This is a genomic window from Rhodocyclus purpureus (assembly GCF_016653115.1).
Classification (GTDB): domain Bacteria; phylum Pseudomonadota; class Gammaproteobacteria; order Burkholderiales; family Rhodocyclaceae; genus Rhodocyclus; species Rhodocyclus purpureus.
In genome coordinates this window covers 39750-60422 of record NZ_NHRX01000012.1, presented here as the reverse complement: position 1 = coordinate 60422, position 20673 = coordinate 39750, and the positions used below count along the sequence as shown (strand labels likewise).

At 66.0% G+C, this 20673-nt stretch carries 11 protein-coding genes; 2 read left to right on the top strand and 9 right to left on the bottom strand.

Features of this window, described 5'->3' with window-relative positions; genetic code table 11:
* A partial coding sequence (locus CCR84_RS16325) for a hypothetical protein (RefSeq protein WP_207186181.1) occupies positions 1–661 on the top strand: 661 nt, incomplete at its 5' end.
* A 510-nt stretch (positions 662–1171) separates the two neighbouring features.
* On the opposite strand, the gene CCR84_RS01875 is transcribed toward CCR84_RS16325, so the two are convergent.
* A complete protein-coding gene (locus CCR84_RS01875) occupies positions 1172–2380 on the bottom strand; it encodes an esterase/lipase family protein (protein WP_201209240.1) in 1209 nt (402 codons plus the stop codon).
* 24 nt (positions 2381–2404) lie between these two features.
* On the opposite strand from CCR84_RS01875, the gene CCR84_RS01870 reads away from it, so the two are divergent.
* Positions 2405–2644 carry a hypothetical protein gene (locus CCR84_RS01870; protein ID WP_201209239.1) on the top strand — a complete coding sequence of 80 codons (240 nt, stop codon included), beginning with the start codon at positions 2405–2407 and terminating at the stop codon, positions 2642–2644.
* 26 nt (positions 2645–2670) lie between these two features.
* Here CCR84_RS01870 and CCR84_RS01865 read toward each other — a convergent pair whose 3' ends face one another.
* The 8 genes from CCR84_RS01865 to CCR84_RS01830 form a co-directional block, all read right to left on the bottom strand.
* On the bottom strand, positions 2671–4026 hold the full coding sequence (locus tag CCR84_RS01865; protein ID WP_201209238.1) for a TolC family outer membrane protein: 1356 nt from the start codon (positions 4024–4026) through the stop codon (positions 2671–2673).
* Position 4027: 1 nt separating this feature from the next.
* The gene (locus CCR84_RS01860; RefSeq protein WP_201209237.1) at positions 4028–5374 is read right to left on the bottom strand and encodes an HlyD family type I secretion periplasmic adaptor subunit; all 1347 of its coding nucleotides are present in this window, start codon (positions 5372–5374) and stop codon (positions 4028–4030) included.
* Positions 5364–7109, bottom strand: coding sequence for a type I secretion system permease/ATPase (locus CCR84_RS01855; RefSeq protein ID WP_201209236.1), 1746 nt, complete (start codon positions 7107–7109; stop codon positions 5364–5366). The genes CCR84_RS01860 and CCR84_RS01855 overlap by 11 nt, the downstream gene beginning before the upstream one ends.
* Positions 7106–8821, bottom strand: a complete 1716-nt coding sequence (locus CCR84_RS01850; RefSeq protein WP_201209235.1) for a type I secretion system permease/ATPase — start codon at positions 8819–8821, stop codon at positions 7106–7108. Before CCR84_RS01850 ends, CCR84_RS01855 begins: the two co-directional genes overlap by 4 nt.
* A gap of 401 nt (positions 8822–9222) precedes the next feature.
* Positions 9223–11325 carry an efflux RND transporter periplasmic adaptor subunit gene (locus CCR84_RS01845; protein WP_201209234.1) on the bottom strand — a complete coding sequence of 701 codons (2103 nt, stop codon included), beginning with the start codon at positions 11323–11325 and terminating at the stop codon, positions 9223–9225.
* Entirely contained in the window at positions 11325–12680 is a 1356-nt protein-coding gene (locus tag CCR84_RS01840; protein WP_201209233.1) for an efflux RND transporter periplasmic adaptor subunit, read from the bottom strand. Before CCR84_RS01840 ends, CCR84_RS01845 begins: the two co-directional genes overlap by 1 nt.
* A gap of 12 nt (positions 12681–12692) precedes the next feature.
* On the bottom strand, positions 12693–19760 hold the full coding sequence (locus tag CCR84_RS01835) for a DUF4347 domain-containing protein (protein ID WP_201209232.1): 7068 nt from the start codon (positions 19758–19760) through the stop codon (positions 12693–12695).
* Between the two features lie 83 nt (positions 19761–19843).
* A complete protein-coding gene (locus CCR84_RS01830; RefSeq protein ID WP_201209231.1) occupies positions 19844–20671 on the bottom strand; it encodes an efflux RND transporter periplasmic adaptor subunit in 828 nt (275 codons plus the stop codon).
* Between the last annotated feature and the right edge of the window lie 2 nt (positions 20672–20673).

The following is a 20673-nucleotide window of genomic DNA, read 5'->3' as shown; positions in this document are numbered from 1 at the left end:
TGCACTGGATCGCCACGCCCTGCGGGCTCGCGATGACGTGGTGCTGATCTCGACGCACGCTCACGACATCGGCCTGTCGTGGGAGGGCCGTGAGGCCCGACAAGGACGCTTCGATGCCGTCATTGCGAGGCGCGTAGCGCCGTGGCAATCCAGTTCGTTCGCCAAGTTTCGCGGCCTCGCCAACCCGAGCGCCCCGATAGCAGCCCTTGCACTGGATCGCCACGCCCTGCGGGCTCGCGATGACGTGGTGCTGCTCTCGACGCACGCTCACGACATCGGCCTGTCGTGGAAGTGCCGTGAGGCCCGACAAGGACGCTTCGATGCCGTCATTGCGAGGCGCATAGCGCCGTGGCAATCCAGTTCGTTCGCCAAGTTTCGCTGCCCTCGCCAACCCGTGCGCCCCGATAGCAGCCCTTGCGCACTGGATCGCCACGCCCTCCGGGCTCGCGATGACGTGGTGCTGCTCTCGACGCACGCTCACGACATCGGCCTGTCGTGGGAGGGCCGTGAGGCCCGACAAGGACGCTTCGATGCCGTCATTGCGAGGCGCGTAGCGCCGTGGCAATCCAGTTCGTTCGCCAAGCTTCGCGGCCTCGCCAACCCGGGTGCCCAGATAGCGGCCCTACGCACTGGATCGCCACGCCCTGCGGGCTCGCGATGACGTGGTGCTGATCTCGACGCACGCTCACGACATCGGCCTGTCGTGGGAGGGCCGTGAGGCCCGACAAGGACGCTTCGATGCCGTCATTGCGAGGCGCGTAGCGCCGTGGCAATCCAGTTCGTTCGCCAAGTTTCGCTGCCCTCGCCAACCCGGGCGCCCCGATAGCAGCCCTTGCGCACTGGATCGCCACGCCCTGCGGGCTCGCGATGACGTGGTGCTGATCTCGACGCACGCTCACGACATCGGCCTGTCGTGGGAGGACCGTGAGGCCCGACAAGGACGCTTCGATGCCGTCATTGCGAGGCGCGTAGCGCCGTGGCAATCCAGTTCGTTCGCCAAGTTTCGCTGCCCTCGCCAACCCGGGCGACCCGATAGCAGCCCTACGCACTGGATCGCCACGCCCTTCGGGCTCGCGATGACGTGGTGCTGCTCTCGACGCACGCTCACGACATCGGCCTGTCGTGGGAGGGCCGTGAGCCCCGAATCGGGGACGAATTATCGTCCCCGTAATTATTTCAGTACCGCTCCCATCCACTCCCTGATCTGCCGGTAGGCGCGCTCGTCGGCGAGCAGCCCCAGGTGGCCGACGCCGCCCAAGCGCCGGCTGTCGACGTCGCCGCTAGCCGGGTGCGCGGTGGCACCCGACAGGGTGACGACGCCGTCGCCGATCAGCTCGCCCAGGGGGTGGTCGACGTCCTCGGCCAGGCTCGCGCCGAGCAGGCGGTAGGCGATCCCGCGGGTTGCTGCTTGCGTGCCCGACAGCTCGCGGCGCAAGGCCTCGACCTGTTCGCGGCGCTGTGCCGCCGAGCGGCCGAGCGCGGCAGTGAGCGGCGACAGCGTCAGCGCCTGCGTCGCCAGGTCGGCCATCTTCTCCATCGGCGCCCCGCTGTGCGGGGTCGCCAGGCAGATCAGCATGCGCGTCTGCCGCTGCCAGGACCAGCGCGGCCAGACACCGGCGTCGTCGACAACTTCGCAGGCACAGCGCGCGACGAGGCCGCCGGCGCTGTGGCCGATCAGCGTCAGCTGCGGCGAACGCAACGGCCAGGCGGCGACGAGCGCTTCCAGCAACTCGCCGAACGCGCGTCCGTTGTCGGCGATCGGCAGCCCGCTGTTGTAGCGCAGGTAGAGCGGCGTCACCCCGAGTTCCACGGCGAGACGCTCGCCGAAGGGCTGCGCCGACTCGCCGGCAGCGGCGGTGCCTCGCTGCAGCCAGACCTTCTCGTCGCAGGCAAAGCCGTGCACGAAGACGACGATCTCGCCTGTAGCCCCGGGCTGCGCCGCGGCCAGCGAGGCGCCATCGAGTTCGAGCCGCTGGCCGTCGGCATACAGGCCCATCGCGATCGCCAGCGGATTACCGCGCGTCGCCAGTTCCTCGCCGGCGACCGCGTTGAGCGCTGCGCGCAAGGCGCCGGTGCCGCGATTAGCTGTCGAGCCGGGAGCACGCGCTATGTCCTCGACCACCTCGGCGACCTCGAGCAGAGCGCCGCCGCCCTGGCGCAGCGCGGCAAAGACGCCACCGGCGACGGTGTCGTGGAGCGTCTCGGCCAGGCGCACCGGCTTGTCGAGCAGGGGCAACCGGCGCAGCAGGCCGAAGCCGCTCGCGGCGACGACGCCGTGCAGTTTCTCCATCTGTCGGGTCGTCTGCTGCAGGCCACTGTAGAGCGTGCGGCTGAGGCTTGCATCGGGCCGCGGAGCGGGCGACGGGAGGCGCTTGGACATCGGAATTCCTGGTTAACGTGAAACGTGGAACAATTTCGTGAAGCATCGGCCGAGCTGATCTGCCGAAGCCGTCGCGATCAGCAGCAGTCGGTCATCGCGAGCCCGAAGAGCGTGGCGATCCAGTTCGTGGGGCAGTTCCAGATTCACTCGCGTCTATCTGGAACGCCGCCAGTACAGAAGAACGAACTGGATTGCCACGGCGCTACGCGCCTCGCCATGACGGAGCGAATGGCTCATGTTCAGGGGTGGCACGACTCGCCATGATCGTTAGCACAGTAGCGGCATGGGTGCTAGCGCGCCAGCCAGGCGTTGATGCGTTCGACTTCGCCGACCGAGTCCCCGCCGGCGAGCGCCTGCAGCGCGATCCGCGACAGCAGGTAGCGGTAACGCACCTGCCCCAGGTCGCGCAGCGCGCCGGCACGCTTGTCCTCGGCGTTGAGGACGTCGAGGCTGGTTCGCGTTCCGGCCTGCACGCCCTTGCGCGTTCCCGTGAGCGCCTGCTCGGCCGAGCGCAGCGCCTGCTCCTGCGCGCGGATCTGCTCGATGCCGTCGGCGACGCCCTGGAATTGCTGGCGCAACTGCACGCGCAGGGCGCGCCGCGCCGCTTCCAGGTCGGCACGCGCCTTGGCCAGACGCTGCCGTGCCTCGGCCGCCGTGGCGCCGACGTAGCCCGAGGAAAAGATCGGGATGCTGACTTGGACGCCGAGCTGCGAATTGAGGTAGGTGGTGGTCTGATCCGGAGACAAGGCGGTCACCATGTCGTTCTCGCTGCGCGTACGCTGGGCGACGAGATCGACGGTCGGGAAGTGTCCCGCCTGCGCCTTCAGCAGTTCCTTGTCGGCGGCATCGACCTCGGCCTGCAGGCGCTTGAGCTCGGGACTCCGCGCTTCGCCGAGGCGAACCCATTCGTCGAGCGAGAGCGGGTCGGGCGGGACCAGCTTGAGCCGCTCGGGGACGAGCGAATCGATCGAGGCGACCGGCTCGCCGACCAGCGCCTGCAGCTGTTCGAGCGCGTAATCGACCTCGCTGCGCGCGGCGATCAGCTGTGCCGCGGTCGCGTCGAAACGCGCCTGCGCTTCCTCGATCTCGGTACGCGTCCCCTGCCCGGCCGCGAAGGCCCGCTGCGCCGCCTTCAGCTGCGCCGCCAGCGACTCCTGCTGCGCGAGCAACTGCGCCTGCGAGTCCCGGGCCAAGAGCACCTCGAAGTAGGCGCTGGCGACGCGCAGGACGAGGTCCTGGCGCCCCTTTTCCTCGGCCGCATCCGCGCCCTCGACCAGGGCCTGCGCCTGCAGGTAGCCGGCGACGCTGGCCAGGCGGAAGAGCGGCTGGCGCAGGCTGAGCGAGGCGTTCGAACTGTCGTAGTCCGGGAAATGCTCGTTTCTAAGCGATGGGGAGCCCGTTTCGCTCGTGATCCTCTTGTCGGTGCGGTTCCTGAATTTCGTAGCGCTCGCCGACAGCTGTGGCAGCAACTGCGCGCGCGCCTGCGGCAGCGTCTCGCGCGTCGCCCCGGAAGCCGCCTGTACCGACTGGAAGGTGGCGTCGTTGACGAGCGCCGCACGATAGGCGCCGAGCAGGTCCATCGCCTGCGCCGACAGGGCGGGCAGCGACAGCCCGAGCAGCAGCACCTTCAGGGTCGTGCGCAGCACCTCATTCCTCCTTCAGCGAGAAGGACAGACGGCGCAGCAGCGGGTGCAGCAGGTAGGTCATCAGGCTGCGCGAACCGGTCTTGATGATCACTTCGGCCGACATCCCCGGCTGCATGACGCGATCGCCGAGTTTCTGCAGGCCTTCGGCGGTCACCGACACCCGCGCCAGGTAGTAAGGTGGCAGCGGTTGCCCGCCGCTCGGCGGGTCCTGGACGAGGTCGCGCGACAGCGACTCGATGCGACCGCTGACGACGAGCTGCGGCGAGTGGGCGAAGGCCGAGAAGCGGATGTCGGCTTCGTCGCCGACCTTGACGCGGTCGATGTACTGCGGCGGCACCTTGGTTTCGACGAGCAGCGCCTCGTTCTCGGGAACGATGTCCATGATCTTCTGCCCGGCCTGGATCACCCCGCCGACGGTCTGGATCGCGAGTCCGACCACCTGCCCGGCGACCGGCGCGCGCACTTCGGTGCGCCCGAGTTCGTCGGCGAGCGCCTTGTATTTCTCCTGACCGGCCTGCGCCTCGCGCCTGATGTCCGCCAGTTCCTTGTCGACCTCGCGGCGGAACTCCTGGCGGCGCTGGATCGCCCTCTGTCGCAACTCGCCGACCGTCTTCTGCGCGCGCGCGAGATTGCCGCCGACGTCGGCGATGCTGCCCGAGACATCGGCCAGGTTGCGCTCGAGTTCCAGTTGCTTCGAGCGCGGCGCGTAGCCCTCGCCGACCAGTTCGCGAACGCCGACGAGTTCCTCCTTGAGCAGCGCCTGCTGCTGGCGGCGGCTTTCGAGCAGGCCTGCATAGCCCTGGATCTGCGCCTCGGTTCCCGCGATCGACTCCTCGATCGACGCGAGTTCGGCCTGCAGCGCGGCCTTGCGCGAGCGGAAGAGCATTTCCTGGTTGGCGACGAGTTCACTGACCAGCGGTTCGGAAGCGGCAGCGATCAGGTCGGGATGGAAGGCGATCTTCGCCTCACCCGCCTGCTCGGCCAGCAGCCGGCTCTCGGCGGCACGCGCGCCGAGGTATTGCTGCCGTCCACCTTCGTAGTTCGCACGCGTCGCAGCTTCGTCGATGCGCAGCAGCACGTCGCCCTGCTTGACGAACTGCCCCTCGCCGACCAGCACCTCGCGCACGATGCCACCCGAGAGGTGCTGCACCGACTTGCGCTTGGTGTCGATCGAAACGCTGCCGACGGTGGGCACCCCCTCGTCGAGTGGGGCGAAGCAGGCCCACAGCAAAAAGGCGGCGAGACCTGCCGCGAGCGCGCGCAGGCCGATCTTGAGGACGCGATCGGAATGCTCCAGGGGGTCCTCGGCGGCGCCGGCCTGCACTACCGGCAGCGTTTCATTCGACATGTTGATTCCTCGCGGAGGTCTGTGCCTCCTGGCGTTTGGCGACAAATTCGGCGGGTCTGCCGGCAAAGGCGACGCTGCCCGCCTGCAGGATGACGAGGCGATCGGCGCTCTTCATGAGGCCGGGCCGATGCGAAATGAAGACGACGATCTTCCCGGCCGCCTTCAGCTGCGCGACCGCTGCGGCCAGCGCGCGATCACCGACCTCGTCGAGGTTGGCGTTGGGCTCGTCGAGGACGATCAGGTCGGGGTCGCCGTAGAGCGCGCGCGCCAGCGCGATACGCTGGCGCTGGCCACCGGAAAGCTTCGACCCTGCTTCGCCGATCGGCGTGTCGTAGCCGTTCGGGAAGTGCAGGATGTAGTCGTGTAGTTGCGCGACGGTCGCGGCGCGGATCACCTCCTCTGCATCGACCTCGCCGAAACGGGCGATGTTCTCGGCGATGGTCCCGTCGAAGAGTTCGATGTCCTGCGGCACATAACCGACACGCCGGCCGAGGTCGATCTCGTCGTAGTCGCCGCGCGGACGGCGGTCGATGAGGATCTCGCCGTCGACGGCGGGCCAGACGCCGACGAGAACCCGCGCCAGCGTCGACTTGCCCGAGCCCGACGGGCCGAGGATCCCGGTGACCTGACCGGCGACGAACTCCAGATCGAGCGGCTGCACGATGAGTCGCTTGCGCTCCGGCGTCCAGGCGGCGACGCCCTGCAGCTGCAGCTGCCTGATCGGCGCAGCGAGCAGCCAGGCCGCTGCGGCCTCGGGCGCAGCGGGATGGGCATTCAGCAGCGCTTCGATGCGCGCGAAGGATTCGCGCGCAGTCCCCAGCGCGCGCCTTTGTCCGATGATGAGCTCGATCGGCTGCAGCGCCTTGCCGAGCAGGATGCTGGCGACGAACATGCCGCCGATGGTGAGCTCGTCGTGGATGACGAGCAGCGCGCCGGCGCCTAGGCTCAATGACTGCAGCGAGTAGCGGACGAACTTGGTGAAGGTGTCGACACGGTTCGCGACCTGCTGCGAGCCACGCTGCAAGCCCGAGTGCGCCCGGTGGCGCTGCAGCCAGCGCCGGCCGAGGCTTTCCTGCATCCCCATCGCCTCGATCACTTCGGAGTTGCGCAGCTTGCCGAGGACGAAGCGGTTGAGTTGCCTGGCCGCGTCCTGCGCAGCCGCGAGCGGCGCGCGCGTCTGCTTCTGCTGCAGGTGCGACAGCCAGCCCAGGAGCAGCGCACCGATGAGCGTAAGCAGCCCGAGCAAGGGGTGCAGCAGGAACAGCACGATCATGTAGATCGGCGCCCACGGCAGGTCGAACAGTGCGGCCAGGCCATTGCCGGTGAGGAACTGGCGCAATCCGGCCAGGTCGACCAGCGCGTCGTCGGGACGGTGCACGCCGCGCGCGATCCGCGCCTGGTTGGCGGCGTTGAAGACCCGGCTGCTGAGCAGGGTCTCGAAGCGCAGTCCGACCTGCACCAGGAGGCGCGTGCGCAACCACTCGGAAATGCCGATCAGCGCGAAGAAGAAGACGGTGATCAGCGAGATCATGGCGAGCGTCAGCGTGTTCTGGCTCAACATGACGCGGTCGAAGACCTGCAGCATGTACAGCGAAGGCGCCAGCATGAACAGGTTGATCGTCGCGCTCAGCGCGATCGCGGTGCCGAAGTCGCGCCGCATCGTCCACAAGGGCTGCCGCAAGGGACTGTCGCCGACCCAGCGGGCAAGGAAATAAGCCGACAGCTTGCGCATCATCGGGTTTGCCTCGGCGTGGCGCCGGGTACCTGCCCCAGCGCGGCGAGGACTTCGTCGCGCGGCCCGATCTTGGCGATCGTCCCGTCCTTGAGCACGAGCAGCTGGTCGACCGCGGCGAGAATGCTGGTCCGGTGCGTGATGACGACGACCGCAGCGCCTTCAGCCTTCAGTTGCAGCAGCGTGCGCACCAGCTCTCCCTCGCCTTCCTCGTCGAGGCTGGCGTTCGGCTCGTCGAGGACGAGCAGGCGCGGCCTGCCGTAGATTGCACGCGCCAGCGCGACGCGCTGCCGCTGGCCGCCGGAGAGCGTCTCGCCGCCCTCGCCGACCAGCGTTTCGATGCCGTTTTCGAGCGTCCGCACCCAGCCCGAGAGACCGGCGCGCGCGAGCGTGTCCTCGATCCGGGCCGGGTCCGTGTCACCGAAACGGGCGATGTTCTCGGCCAGCGTTCCGGCGAAGATCTCGACGTCCTGCGGCAGGTAGCCGACGTACGGGCCGAGTTCGCTCTTGTTCCATTGCGCGACGTCGGCACCGTCGAGCCTGACGCGACCGCTCTGCGGCGTCCACAGGCCGACCAGGAGGCGGGCGAGCGTCGACTTGCCGCTGGCCGTCGGCCCGACGACGCCGAGGACGGTCCCAGGATTCAGCGAGAAGCTGATGTTGCGCAGCAGGATCACGTTCGAGCCCGCCGGCGCCGCCGAGACGGACTCGACGGCAAGCTTGCCGGAGGGCGGCGGCAAGGGCATTCCCGGCTTCTGTTCGGGCAGCGCCGTCAGCAGATTGTCGAGCCGGGCGTAAGACTGGCGCGCAGCGCTGATCGTCTTCCACGAACCGATGAGCTGGCCGAGCGGGGCGATCGCCCTGCCGGCGATGATCGAGGCGACGACGAACAGCGCCTCGCCGCCGGGGAAGGCACCGATCAGCGTCAGCCAGACGCCGAGCCCGATCATCAGCGAGCCCTGCAGGAGTTGGAAGAACTTGTTCGACGCCATCGTTCCGGCAACCTGCCGCGAAGCGTCGGCCTGCAGTTGCAGGTGCTTTCGCTGGATCGTCATCCAGCGGTCGTGCAGTTGCGGGCGCATTCCCATCGCGCGCACCACCTCGGCGTTGTTGAGCGTGGCGGTCGCATACGACTGCGCGCGGACGGCCTCCTTGCTCGCCTCGCCGAGTGCGGCGCGGGTGCTGCGCTCGGTCACCCAGGTCAGCAGCAACTGGATGGCAGCGACCACGCTTGCCGCATAGCCGAGGATCGGATTGATCAGGAAGATGATGACGAGGAAGAGCAGCGATGCCGGCGCGTCGAGGATGGCCAGCACCGCCGGCCCCGAGACGAACTCGCGCAAGGCGCGGAAATCGCCGAAGACGGACGGCCCGCCAACGCGCAGCTTGCGCAGGTTGGCCTGGAAAACGGCAGCGAAAAGGCGCCCGCCGAGCTTGCGGTCGAGCACCTCGCCGGCAGCCGCCAGCGTTTCCCGACGCACCCACTCGAAGGCCTCCATCAGCGCATAGCAGCCGAGCACGAAGAGCGTCAGCATCAGCAGCGTTTCCTCGCTGCGGCTGTTCACCACCCGGTCATAGACCTCGAGCATGTAGACGGTGGGCGCCAGGATCAGCAGGTTCACGCCCAGACTGAACAGCAGCGCCCGCTTGGCAAGCGGCGACAGCGCGGTCAGCGCGCGCGAAAGTTCGCCCGAGGACTGAGTCTGGGGCGTCATCGGCGGGCGAACTCGTGCAGGCGGACCGGTCGCTGCGCCTGCAGGGCGCGAAGGCCGACGCCGGGTCCGACGAGCAGCAGCGGGAAGTTAAGGAATTTCATCCTGGGAAGAAGCAGTTGCCACGAAACGGAAGATAAATAGATGCTCATAACCCAAAGGGTTATAAGCCAGCGACTAACGTCGATGTCTCATTGCGTGGCTTTCGTGGCTGAAAAGGGTTTTCAATGTCCAGGGCACCGCCCTGCGCAGGAGCGGGGACACTCCGGCTCGGCGCGAGCATACCATCGGCTTGCCCGCGCGGAGCAAGCTCCTTGGCGCTAGCGGATTCAGCGAGGGAATACCGGCCGCGGACAGCGCGGCATGCAGTTTCCGGCCCCGGGACGCCGGGGTCACGCGCCGCCTCAGAACCCCGCTTCGCGCCAGAACAGGCTGAGCGCCGAGCGCAGGAAGCGCCAGCCCGGAACGGCCCAGTCGCCGGCGATGACCACTTTGCCGCGCCAAGCCGTTCCCGCCAGGTCGCCGGCCGGCGCGGTGGCCTTCAGGGTGACGCGGTAGAGCGCCCGCTCCGGATAGAGCACGCCCTTCTTCTCGCGCACCAGCAGGCCGCCGCCGTAGAGCGTGGACAGTTCGGGCTCCGGCAGCGTGCGCGCAGCGTCCGGGTCGATGCGCAGCACCTGCAGCGCGAGGAACGGCCCTTCGAGTCCGTCGGCGTAGAAGCGTGCGCGGTCACCGACCTTGACGCGTCCGATCTCTTCTTCGTCGAGGTAGGTGACTGCCTGTTGCTGCCCGTCCTCGGCCACCAGACGCGCGATCACCTCCCCCTGGCCCAGCCAGACACCCGGGCGCAGGTCCGGATCGAGGTCGCGCAGCACACCGTTGAAAGGCGCGACCGGCGCGTAGCGGACGGCGTCGGCCTGGACGCTCGCCAGCTCGGCATCCGCGGTCGCCAGTTGCTCCTGCAAGACCTGCCACTGCGCGCGCTGCTCGGCGTCGAAGGCGCCGGCGGAGGCCTGCCAGCGCAGGCGATTGACGCGCGCCACCGCCGACGCTTCGCGGCTGTGCAGGTCGGGAGACGCAAGTTGCAGCAGCAAGGTGCCGGCGGCGACCCGGCTGCCCTCGGCGACCGGAAGGGCGACCACCTGCGCGTGCTGCGGCGCGTAGATGACCAGTTGTTCGAGCGGCCGCAGCAGCCCCGGCGCGCTGATCCGCGTCGGCCAGGGCAGCGCCAGCAGCGACAGGGCCGCCAGCGCAATCACCGCACTGCGCCGGGCGCGCGAACTCCGGCGCAATGCCGGCCAGCGCTTCTGCCATTCCTGGAATTCGCGCCAGAACGGGAGCAGGACGAACCAGATGATCTCGACCAGGAAGAGCAGGATGCCCACGGCCTTGATGAAGAAGGTGTAGACCAGCACCGCGATGCCGAGAAACAGCACCAGCCGGTAGATCCAGGTCGCCCAGGCAAAGAGGATCAGGCCGACGTGGCGGCGGCGCGAGAAGCTTTCCGGGACCGGCTCGCCGAGCGCAAACAGCCGTTCGCGCAGGTCCCAGCGCGCCAGCGCAAACGAGCGGCCGTGCAGGTTGGGCATGCCCAGCCAGTCGGACATCAGGAAATAGCCGTCGAAACGCAGGAAGGGACTGGCGTTGATGGTGACGGTGGTGATCCAGGTCGTCGTCGCCAGCAGGAAGGCGATCGACTTGGGGATGCCCTCGGGCAACAGCGCCCACGCCAGCGTCGCCCAGACGGCGATGATCAGCTCGGTGGCGACGCCGGCCGCGGCCACCTGCAGGCGCTGGCGGCGATCGGTGAGCTTCCACACCTCGTTGGTGTCCGTATAGGCCACCGGCCACAGGACGAGGAAGGCGACGCCCATGGTCGGCACCCGGCAGCCGAAGCGCTTGGCGGTGAAGCCGTGTCCGAACTCGTGCAGGGTCTTGACGGCGACCAGCGCCACGCCGTAGCTCGCCATCCCCGACCAGGTCAGGGTATCGACCAGCGTCGCCGTGAACTTCTCCCAGTCGCGATAGACCTCGACCAGCCCCACGCCCAGCGCCGCCAGCGTCAGCAGGAAGAAGCTGCGCGAATAGAGGAAATCGAGACGACCGGCCCAGCGCCCCAGCCAGCGGTCGGGTTTAACCAGCGGAATGCGGAAGAACAGGTAGTTGTGCAGCAGCCACTTGCCGAAGCTGCCCTTGCGCTGCTTGAGCCGCTTGGCAAAGTCGGCGGCCGACCCCGGCGGTGGTTGCAGCAACTGGTTCTCGTGCAGGAAGCGGACGACCGCCTCGACGTCGGCCGCCTCCAGTTGCAGCGTCGTCTCGGCAGCGATCGACGCGGCGATGGCTGCCGGGTCGCCCAGGTCCCAGCGACAGAGGACCTCGAAGGTCGACCAGTCGATCTGGAAGAAGAGGTTGCGCACCGGGTCGTGCAGCGTATGGCTCGGCTGGCCGTCGACCAGCGGCGGGCCCGGCAGCAGGGACAGCTCCTCGCGCAGCGGGGGCAGGGCCATCACACGCCCAGGGTCTGCCGCACCGTCGCCAGCGGGCGGCGCAGGATCCAGTAGACCAGCGGCACCCAGCCGCCGCTGACCTTGGCCGTTCCCTTGAGACCGACGCGCTGGTCGGTGCCGCCCTCGATCCTGGCGCGCAGACGGTAGGCATAGGTGCCGTCGGGGCGGGCGACGCTGTCATGGGCGATGTAACGCACCCTGGCCGGCAGCGAGGAGAGCGGGTTGGCGGCCAGGTACAGGCTCACCGGCGCGTCGGCGGCGACGGGAATGGCATCGCCGATCGGGATCCAGGCTTCGACCTCGACGTCGCCGGGGGCAGCGATGCGCATGATGCGCTCGCCGGTCTGCACCGGCTTGCCGACCCACTCGGTCGGATCGTCGAACAGCGCGATGCCGTCCTGCGGCGCCAGCACGCGCGAGCGTTCGAGCTGGCCGCGCAGGTAATCGGCCTCGGAACGCTTTTCCTCGATCTTGCCGAGGAGGATGGCCAACTGGGCCTTCGACTTGCTGTCGGAGAGCGCCTGCTGGGTGATCTGCCGATACTCCGCCTCGGCCGTGGACTGGGCCTGCGCCGCCACCTCCAGCCGGGCGGCGATCGACGCCTCGTCGAAGCCGAACAGCGGCTGGCCGGCCTTGACCTGCTCGTTGGGCTGGACATGGAACTGGCCGACGACGCCGTCGAGCGGCGCGCGGATCACCGCCGGATTGGCCGGAACCAGCTCTCCGTGCGCGAGCACCGTCAGGCGAACCGGAAACAGCAGCACGGCCAGCGCGACGCCGGCCACCTGCGCCCGCCTTTGTTTCCACCAGGGCAGGCCGGGATGCGGCAGCAGCCAGTCGCGCAGCTTGCGCCGCAGGTCGCGCCAGTGCCAGCGCGACGCCGGGACGCGCGCGAGCCAGGCATGGTGCCAGAGGTCGAGCCACTCCTGCAGCACGGCCGCCGACGACTCGCTCAACGGACGGTCGGCGGCGAACAGCATGCCGCCCGCGGCCTGCTCGCCGACCTGGCCTGCGAAAGGCAGCCAGAAGCCGAATTCGGGCAGCCACTCCGCCCACTCGTCGCCATCCTCGCCGGGCAGGTCCGCCGCCGTCACCTGGCGGGCGCCCCCCTCTCCCCCGGCGAGATGGCTGCAGACCCGGTTCAGCCACTGGACGTAGGGCGCGTTCGCCTCCAGTTGCAGCACGCCGGACAATGCCTTGACGCCGCCGGGGGAAAACCACAACGCGCACTGCCGGTAAGCCGCCAGTGCGCGCGTGTCGTTGACTACGAGAAATGCCAGTTCTTCGGAACTGCCCGCCCGCCTTGCGCGGCGGGCGAGTTCCAGGAGGACGAGAAGAGGATTTTGTTCAGTCAAACCCTATAACCTTTAAGCAGCACGCTTCACCGCCTGGACACGCTCGAGCCGCTCGATCTTGCCCAGACGTTCCATGGACACGCTGCGCTGACCGACTGCGCGAATCTGCTCGCTCAAGCCCGCACGACCGAGCGCACGCTGGTTTTCTGCGGGAACGAGCTTGATGCGGAAAGTCGTCGTCGCCTTCCTGCCCTCGGTATCCAGAGCCGTCACCTTGATCGCCAGATCGCGCGGCGTGCCGACCGGCGGCTTGCCCGAGAAGATACCAGTAGCCGGATCGAAATGCAGCCACTTCGGCAAGGCACCGCCATCGGCCAACTGCGCCATCAGGCGGACGGTCTCGTTCTCGCGGGTATGCGCGAAGGTGTCGCTCGGCAACTGGAACATGACTTCCGAACCGACGTCGAAGACCTGGTCGGACACCCCGTAGAAGGTGTACAGCGAAGGATCGTCGGCCTTGACCACGGTGATGCGGAAGGCCTTGTCGCCCGGACGCGTGAGGATGTCCGAAATGTCGCGCAGGTCGAGGATGCTGTCGGTGTAGCGGGACGCCTCCGGAGACAGGAAGTCCATCGGCTTCCACAGCTCGGAAGGCTGGAACTCGAACGGCGCGGGTGCTCGCGGCGCTTCCGGAGCGGCCTGGGGACGGAGGATAGGCGGCGGGACCGTGGCCGGAGCCTCGACGATGCGCGCCACCGGCACGCCCGGGTCATAGACGAAATTCTCCGCCATGTTGTTGTCACCGAAGGCGTTGTCGGTGATGATCAGCTCGATCGCGGTGATCTTGCCGGTAGCCGGGTCAACGATGAACCTGGCGCCGTCCATGTTGCCGGCCGCATTGACGACACGGTTGCCATTGGCGTCGAGCTTGGCCGTGAAGTCGTACCAGCCCACCTTGGTGATCGTGTTGCCGTTGAGATCCTTGACGCCTTTGTCGACCGCCTCCTGCGAGACGTACTTGATGTAGCCGGTGAACATCGCGGCATCGAGCCCGGCCGCGCTGACGTCGATCACGACGCGGACCTGGGTACCGGCGATATTCGGTGCGCCATCCTTGCCGTTGAAGACGTCTTCGAGCAGCGTATCTTTCTGCGAGGTCACGGCGAAGCGGATCGGATCCCAAGGCGTGGTCGCGGTACTGCCGTCGCCCAACTTGACCGTCCTGATCCCGTTCTCGTCGGTGGTGGCGGTACCGGGTGCGGTTTCCCCGAATACGGTCGGGTCGTTGTAATCGGCGACCTGGATGTTCTCCAACTGGGCCGTCTGCTCCGCGGCACCACCCGTGGAACCGCTGGTGACGACCATGGTGATCACGGGCTTGACGCTGGTCAGCGTGCCGTCGTTACCGGCGGTGAAGCTCTTGACGTCCGTCCAGGCGAGGGTCGCCACGCCACTCTGCTCGGCATCGGGTGTTCCGTCACCGTTCGCATCACCGGCAGTCCCACTCGTCGAGATGCCTTGGCTGCGCAGCATGTCGGCCAGCGCCGTTTCGGTGTTGGGGGTGATGCCGTCCTTGTCGAGGTCATCGTCGAGCGAGATCTTGGCGGCAGCCAACTCGGCGGGGGTCGCAGGAGCAGTGTTATTGCCGATCCAGTAGCTGCCAGTCCCGTCATCCCTGATCGTGGCAGTACCGGACGATGGGTCGGCGCTCTGCTGCGCGACCAGTTTGAATGTCTCGGCAACTTCACGCAAGGTGTCGTGCTCGGACGCGATATTGACGCGAACCAAAAGTTTACCGGTTCCGCCACCCGCATCGACGATGGAGGCATTGTTTCCATCGTAACGCACCCAGTTTGTCCCGCTCCAGAACTCCAGGTTCTGCACGTCGTTGTTCTGCGAGTCTTTGACGGTGGCTGGGATGTAAGCCGGTCCTCCGCTGACGATATTCGTGTTGTCTGTGGCAGTGCCAGCCAGCGACAGATCGACCCTGCCGGGAACACCAGTGACCGTAAACACCACGTAATCGGAGCCTTCGTTAACCGTCGGACTATCAACCTGCAGCGGGCGATCGTCGTTCTTCGCAGCATTAGGGTTGGCTTCGCCGCTGTTGTTGAAGACGTCACCGGTACCGTCGTCGTGGATGGTGGCGGTACCCTTGGCGGATGCGATCCGGGTTCCCGAAGTTTGAGTCGAGTAGGAATCCGCCCTCAGCGTGAAGGTTTGGGAACCTTCATAAAGCGTATCGTTGATGATCGGAGTGCGCACCATCAGCAGCGAACCGCCTGCGGGAACCTGTACCCGGCTGCCGGGGACGTAATCGACCCAGTTCTTGCCGTCGAAGACCTGAAGCGTCGGTCCGAAGTCAACCGCACCATCGGTTGCAGGACTGTTGGCGCTATTGATGGCAGTCCCATCCTTCAAGGAAAGCTGCAACCAACTGCCACCGGCTGCGGATATCTTGAACACCGCGTACGGTGACCCTTCGTTGACCGAGATGTCGTTGACGCTCAAGCCATCGTCCACCTCGTTCATCGTCACCGTGAACACGGCCGCCGCACTGTCGAGGCTGCCATCATTGACCGTGACGTTGAAAATACGCGTGCTCTGGTCGGTGAAGTAGTCCGACGTGCTGTTGAACTTCAGTGCGTCGAGCAGGCTTTCATAACTTGCCTTGGGCGCCGCAGCGGAGTCGCCTCCAGTCTCCTTCAGACTGGTGAAGGTGATCGTGCGCGTGTTGCCGTCGTCGGCAATCTTGTAGCTGAACCAAGTGCCTTTGTAAGTCACCTCTCCTTGGCCCGTATTGCCGGTAATGTCGATGACGGTGGTGCCGAGCAGAAGTTGGTCGCCCTCTTCCAGCGTGGTCTTGTCGATGCTGACCTTCAGATTCGCGAGGTTCTCACTGTCGACGTCGCTGATGTTGATTCCACCCTCGGTGAAAGCCACCGCGTGGGTACCGTCGTCAGGCCCCTCCACTTCGGTGAAGCTGACGCTCCGGTCGATCGGCACCGCCGGCAGCACAACCGTAGTCACCTTTGGCGCGGGCTGATCCGATGCCAGGGAACCGGTCGTCTGGGTCGTCACGGCTGCAACCACGATATTCTCACCACACTCCTCGGGATCTATCTCTCCGGTAATGGTGGCACTAGGGTAAGTGCTGATGTCGAAATAATTGCCGTTCCAACTGGCCGTATAGCCTGCAGCGGTAAGGGTGGCACGCAGACTATCCTTGGCGCGCTCGAAACGGCTGGCATCCTGATCCGATTCATACCGACCGATCGACTGCTTGTCGCCAACAGCCTTGTACTCGACGCCATCGATCGTGATCGAGATGACCGCACCTGCGTCGAAATCGCCGGGGGCGCTATAGGCAACGCGATATACCCAGGGAACGCCGACATCCGAGCCATTGTCGACCGCGGTGGCGATGGTGAAGGCCTTGTCTTCTCCGTCTCCACCGACCAGCGTCACCGCGTAGTTATCGTCCAAGTTGGCCGCCCAAGCGACTCCATTCGGCGTGACACCCTGCTTCGGCAGGCTGTCGGCAAGGCTGACGCCATTGACCTTGACTTCCTTCAGCGCGTCGTAGACCTCCTCAGCACTGGTGTGTCCGGCCGCGACCGTGTAGCTGTAGACCACACCATCCACTGCGATCGAGACCACGTCGCCGACGTCATAGCCAGCGGCATTGAAGCTGATCGTGGTTTCCTGATGCCGACCCGAGCGAACACCGTCCGTCGTATCGAGGTCCACGACCGGCGCCTCGTTGACCGCGACCATATTGACGGTGAGCTTCGCCACCTCACTGTTCAACTCGCCGTCGTTGACCGTCACGTCGAAGATACGCGTCGGCTTGGTGAAGTTGTCGGACGTGCTGTTGAACTTCAGGTTGTCGAGCAGATTCTCGTAGCTTGCCTTGAAGGCCGGAGCGGACTCGCCTTCCCCATCAACGCTGGTGAAGGTGACCGTGCGCGTGTCGCCGATCTCGGCATCGTTAATCTCGTAGCTGAACCGGGTGCCGTTGTAGAGCACCTCCCCCTTGGCTGCGGTCCCGGTGATGTCGATGGCGGTGGTACCGAGCAGCAACTGGTCGCCAGCCTCCAGCGTGGTCTTGTCGATGCTGACCTTCAGATTGGCGAGCTTCGCACTGTCGACGTCGCTGATGTTGATGTCACCCGAGGTGAAGGCCACCGCTGCGGTCCGGTTGTCGGTACCATAGATTTCGGTGAAAGTGACCGTCCGGTTGACGATCGGATCGGCCGCCAGACTCGTCGTGGTGACCGTCAAGTTCGGCTGCTCGCTGGGCAGGGAGCCCGTCTGCTTGGTGCTTACGGACCCCGTGGTGTCAGACGACGTCGAGGTCGCCGTGATCGTTGCGTCAAACGTCGTCTGGATGGTGAAGGTATTCCAATAGGAATCGTAGCTTGCCGACACCCCCTGCACCTCGTTCAACGTGGAAACCAGGTTCGACGCGGCGCTGTCGAAATTCCCATTGCTATGCCAATAGCTATCATAGGCGCCGGAGTAGCTGCATGAATACTCTGTGCCATTGATGCTTATGGTGATCTTCGAGGCGCTGCCGCTGGAGAAGCCAGATATCCAGCCGTCAAAATCAACGGTGTAGATCCATGGCACCCCGACATCCGCGCCGTTATCGACCGCGGTCTCGATCGTGAATGCGTTGGCCAGCCCCGGCCTGCTGGTCAGCGTCACCGCGTTGTCGGTCAGGTTATCCGCCCAGGTCACGCCCTTGGCGGCCAACTTGTCGGCCAAGGTCACGCCGCTGACGCTGACTTCCTTCAGTTTGTCATAGACGTCTTCAGCACTGGTATTGCCCTTCGTAACCGTGTAGCTGTACGTCACCCCATCCACCGTGATCGACACCTTGTCGCCCACGTCGTAGCCGGTGGGGTTGAAGGCGATCGTGGTGACTTGCGGCTGTGCAGGCCCACCCAGATAGACTACCGGCGCGTCGTCGACCGGCGCCACCGTCAGCGTCGAGGTGATCGGCAGGGACGTGTCAGCTTCGCCGCAGTACGTTCCACTCTCCTTGACCGTCAGCGTGAATACGCGCTCGCCGGCCGTCGGATTGTCGATGTTGGTGTTCTGGTAGGTGATCCCGTTGATCAGCGTCGCAGCTTCAATCGTGCTCAGCGTGTTGAGGTATCCGGCGCTCAACACGATCGTTGCGGTAGTGCCCGACAACTTGACCGTGTAGCTGTACCCCCGACCACTCGTCTTGGTCGTTCCCGTGCTATCGCTGCCCAGCGTGATCGTCTTGCCGTCGACCACGATCGATTCGTTGGCCCCGTCGACCAGACCGCTGACGGTGAAGGTGATCCCCTCGATCGACTGGCCGGACTCGACCGTCGATACCTTCACACCGCTGAAAACCGCTACTGCCGCACCCTGGACGCTCTGGCTGCTAGTCCCGCCTTCGGTGAAGGTCGGTTTCACCGCCGTCGCCGTCAGCGTCGGCGCGTCGTTGACCGCGTTGACGCTGATCGTACTGGTGACACTCGCAGAGTTGGCAGTCCCGTCATTCACAACCCAGGTAACTGTGCGGTCGCTGGTGCTGGGATTGTCGTTGTTGGTATTCTGGTATTTGACGCTCTCAAGCGCTGATTGATATTGGGCCTTTGTAGCACTACCAGTCAGAGTCAGTACACCGGTGCCGCTGTTCCAACTTCCCGTAATTCCGTCCACATCGGTGAAGGACAACACGTCCTCGCTGCTCAAGTAAGCACCGCTGATCTTCACCGTCGCTGACTCAATATTGGAGTCATCAACATCGGTAAGGGTGAGCGAACTATCGATCGCCTTCGCAGCATCCCCCTCGGTAAAGGAAAGCTTCCAGCCAGCACCACCGAGCACAGGGGCATCGTTGACGGAGTTCACCGTAATGCTGGCTGTGTCAGTGGTACTGGAGTAGGCATAGGTGCCGCCCTTGTTGGCAACACTGACATAAGCTCCTGCCTTGATCTTAGAGTTGGCGTTGCTCTTGTCCCAAGCGCCAAATGTAAGCGTCGCAGTGCCCGACCAGTCGGCATCTGGAACAAAACGGATCGAGTTCGTGCTGTCAAGCAACAAGCCCTTGCCAAGATTGCTGCTGAAATCAAAATCCGTCCACCTCGAACCCGTCTTGAATTGCCAAGTACCGTGGGTATTGTCGACCGCCGTGACATAAATCGCCTCGGGTGCCGTTGACGCATTGAGATCAGTGATCGAGCCATCAACGACCATGGCGCCCACAGTGGTTCCCGTATTGTCGGCACTGGCAATGTCTTCGTTGATCGACGGTAACGTCGGGCTAAACGACGTGTCCAGAACCGGGGCAGAGTTGCTGGCAAGCGTCTCACTATAGCGCTCGAATACCAGCGATCTGGCTTCGATGGCGCCCGTCTGACTTTCCAGCACCCAGTCCCCACCCAGCACCGCCGCTCCGGTGGAATCCGTCGACGCGGCGACGTCGGCCGACGTCAGCTTCGCGATCGACGAAATCAGCGCTTGCCCGTCGGCGCCGGCGGCGACGTCGCAGCCGTAGACGAGGATGTCGGCGTTTTCGCTGAGGTGCGACTGCCAGGCATCGAGGGAGGCCGATTGGGCCTGCAGCGCGGCGGCGTCGTAGGCCTGGCCGCCGAGCAGGAGGGTGCCTTCGCTGCCGTGCGAAACGAGGTGCACGGCGTCCAGATCCTGATGCTGGGCGATGACCTCGGTCATCTGCACCCAGGCGTCGCGGCCGGCGTCGAGGACGACGATCTCGACGCCTTCACGCGTGCCGGCGATCAGCGTGGCCTTGTCGGCGACCGCGCTGTCGATGAAGAGCACTTCCCTGGCGCCGGCAACCGGGCGCACGACGCCGACCTGTTCGGCAAGGCGCTGCGCCTCGATCAGCGCTTCGCTCGGGGTCGTTCCGGGCGCCGGGGCCTTTTCGGGCGCGGAGGCATCCGGCGCCGGTGCCGGCGTCAGCGGCACGTCGGCCAGCGGATTGTCGGTTGGTGCATCGGCGGCGTGCGCCGCATCGGCGACGGCTGCCCCGTCAAACATGAAACGCTGCTCAAGGGCCATCGGGTTGGGGCCGCGGCGCACCAGGCGACGGGCGGCAGGGTGATGGGGCTTGTGGGACTTATTGACGTTTTTCATGTTTCACCTCATGCGGTGTGGGGTGGTGCCGATGCGCAGCTTGGTTGGCAGGAGACTGCCGCTGCTTGTCCGATTGGGCGGTATCAGGGCGGGGTGATCAGGACCTTGCCGCTCATGCCGGCGATCAGTTCCGGAAACTTGCCGTCGATCGCTGCGGCCACCTTGACTGACTGACTGACGGGATCTACCCGGGCGCCGATGCGGATGAACTTCGCCGGGTAGGACTTGCGGGTTTCGTCGATATCGACCTTGAAGCTCTGTCCGGAACGCAGCCAGACCAGCCAGGACGACGGAACGATGAATTCGAGTTCGAGGACGCTGTCGTCGATGATGTCGAGCAGCGCCTGACCGGGCTGCACGTATTGCTGCTCGCGCACCTTCTGCTCGGCGACGCGACCGGCAAACGGCGCGGGGACGTTGCACTTGCCGAGCACTGCGGCATTGGAGGCGACCTCGGCGCGCGCCTTGGCGGCTTCGGCCTCGGACACCTCGAGTTCGACCATGCCGACCGAATTCATCTCGGCGAGACGCTTGTTGGCGTTCCAGGTCTTCTCGGCCGCCACCAGCGCCGCCCTCGCCTTGTTGAGCTGCGCCTGCTGCAACGAGCAGTCGAAGCTGATCAGGGCCTGCCCTGCCTTGAAGCTCCCGCCTTCGGGAACCGGCAGGCGGTTCACCTTGGCGCCGATCTCGGCGGCCAGGGTCGTGTACCGCCGCGGCAGGAGCTGGGCGCGGATCTCGCGCTTGTCGAGTCCGGCACTGGCCGTGCTCGCGCCGGTGACCGGGACGGCAGAAACCGGCGCGACGACGGTCGCGGCGCCGGGCACCTTGACGGGTTCGGCAGCCAGTGCAGGCTGCACGAACACCGTCAGGATCGGAACGAGGGACGCGAGCCCGAAGTGCCGTTGCGACATGT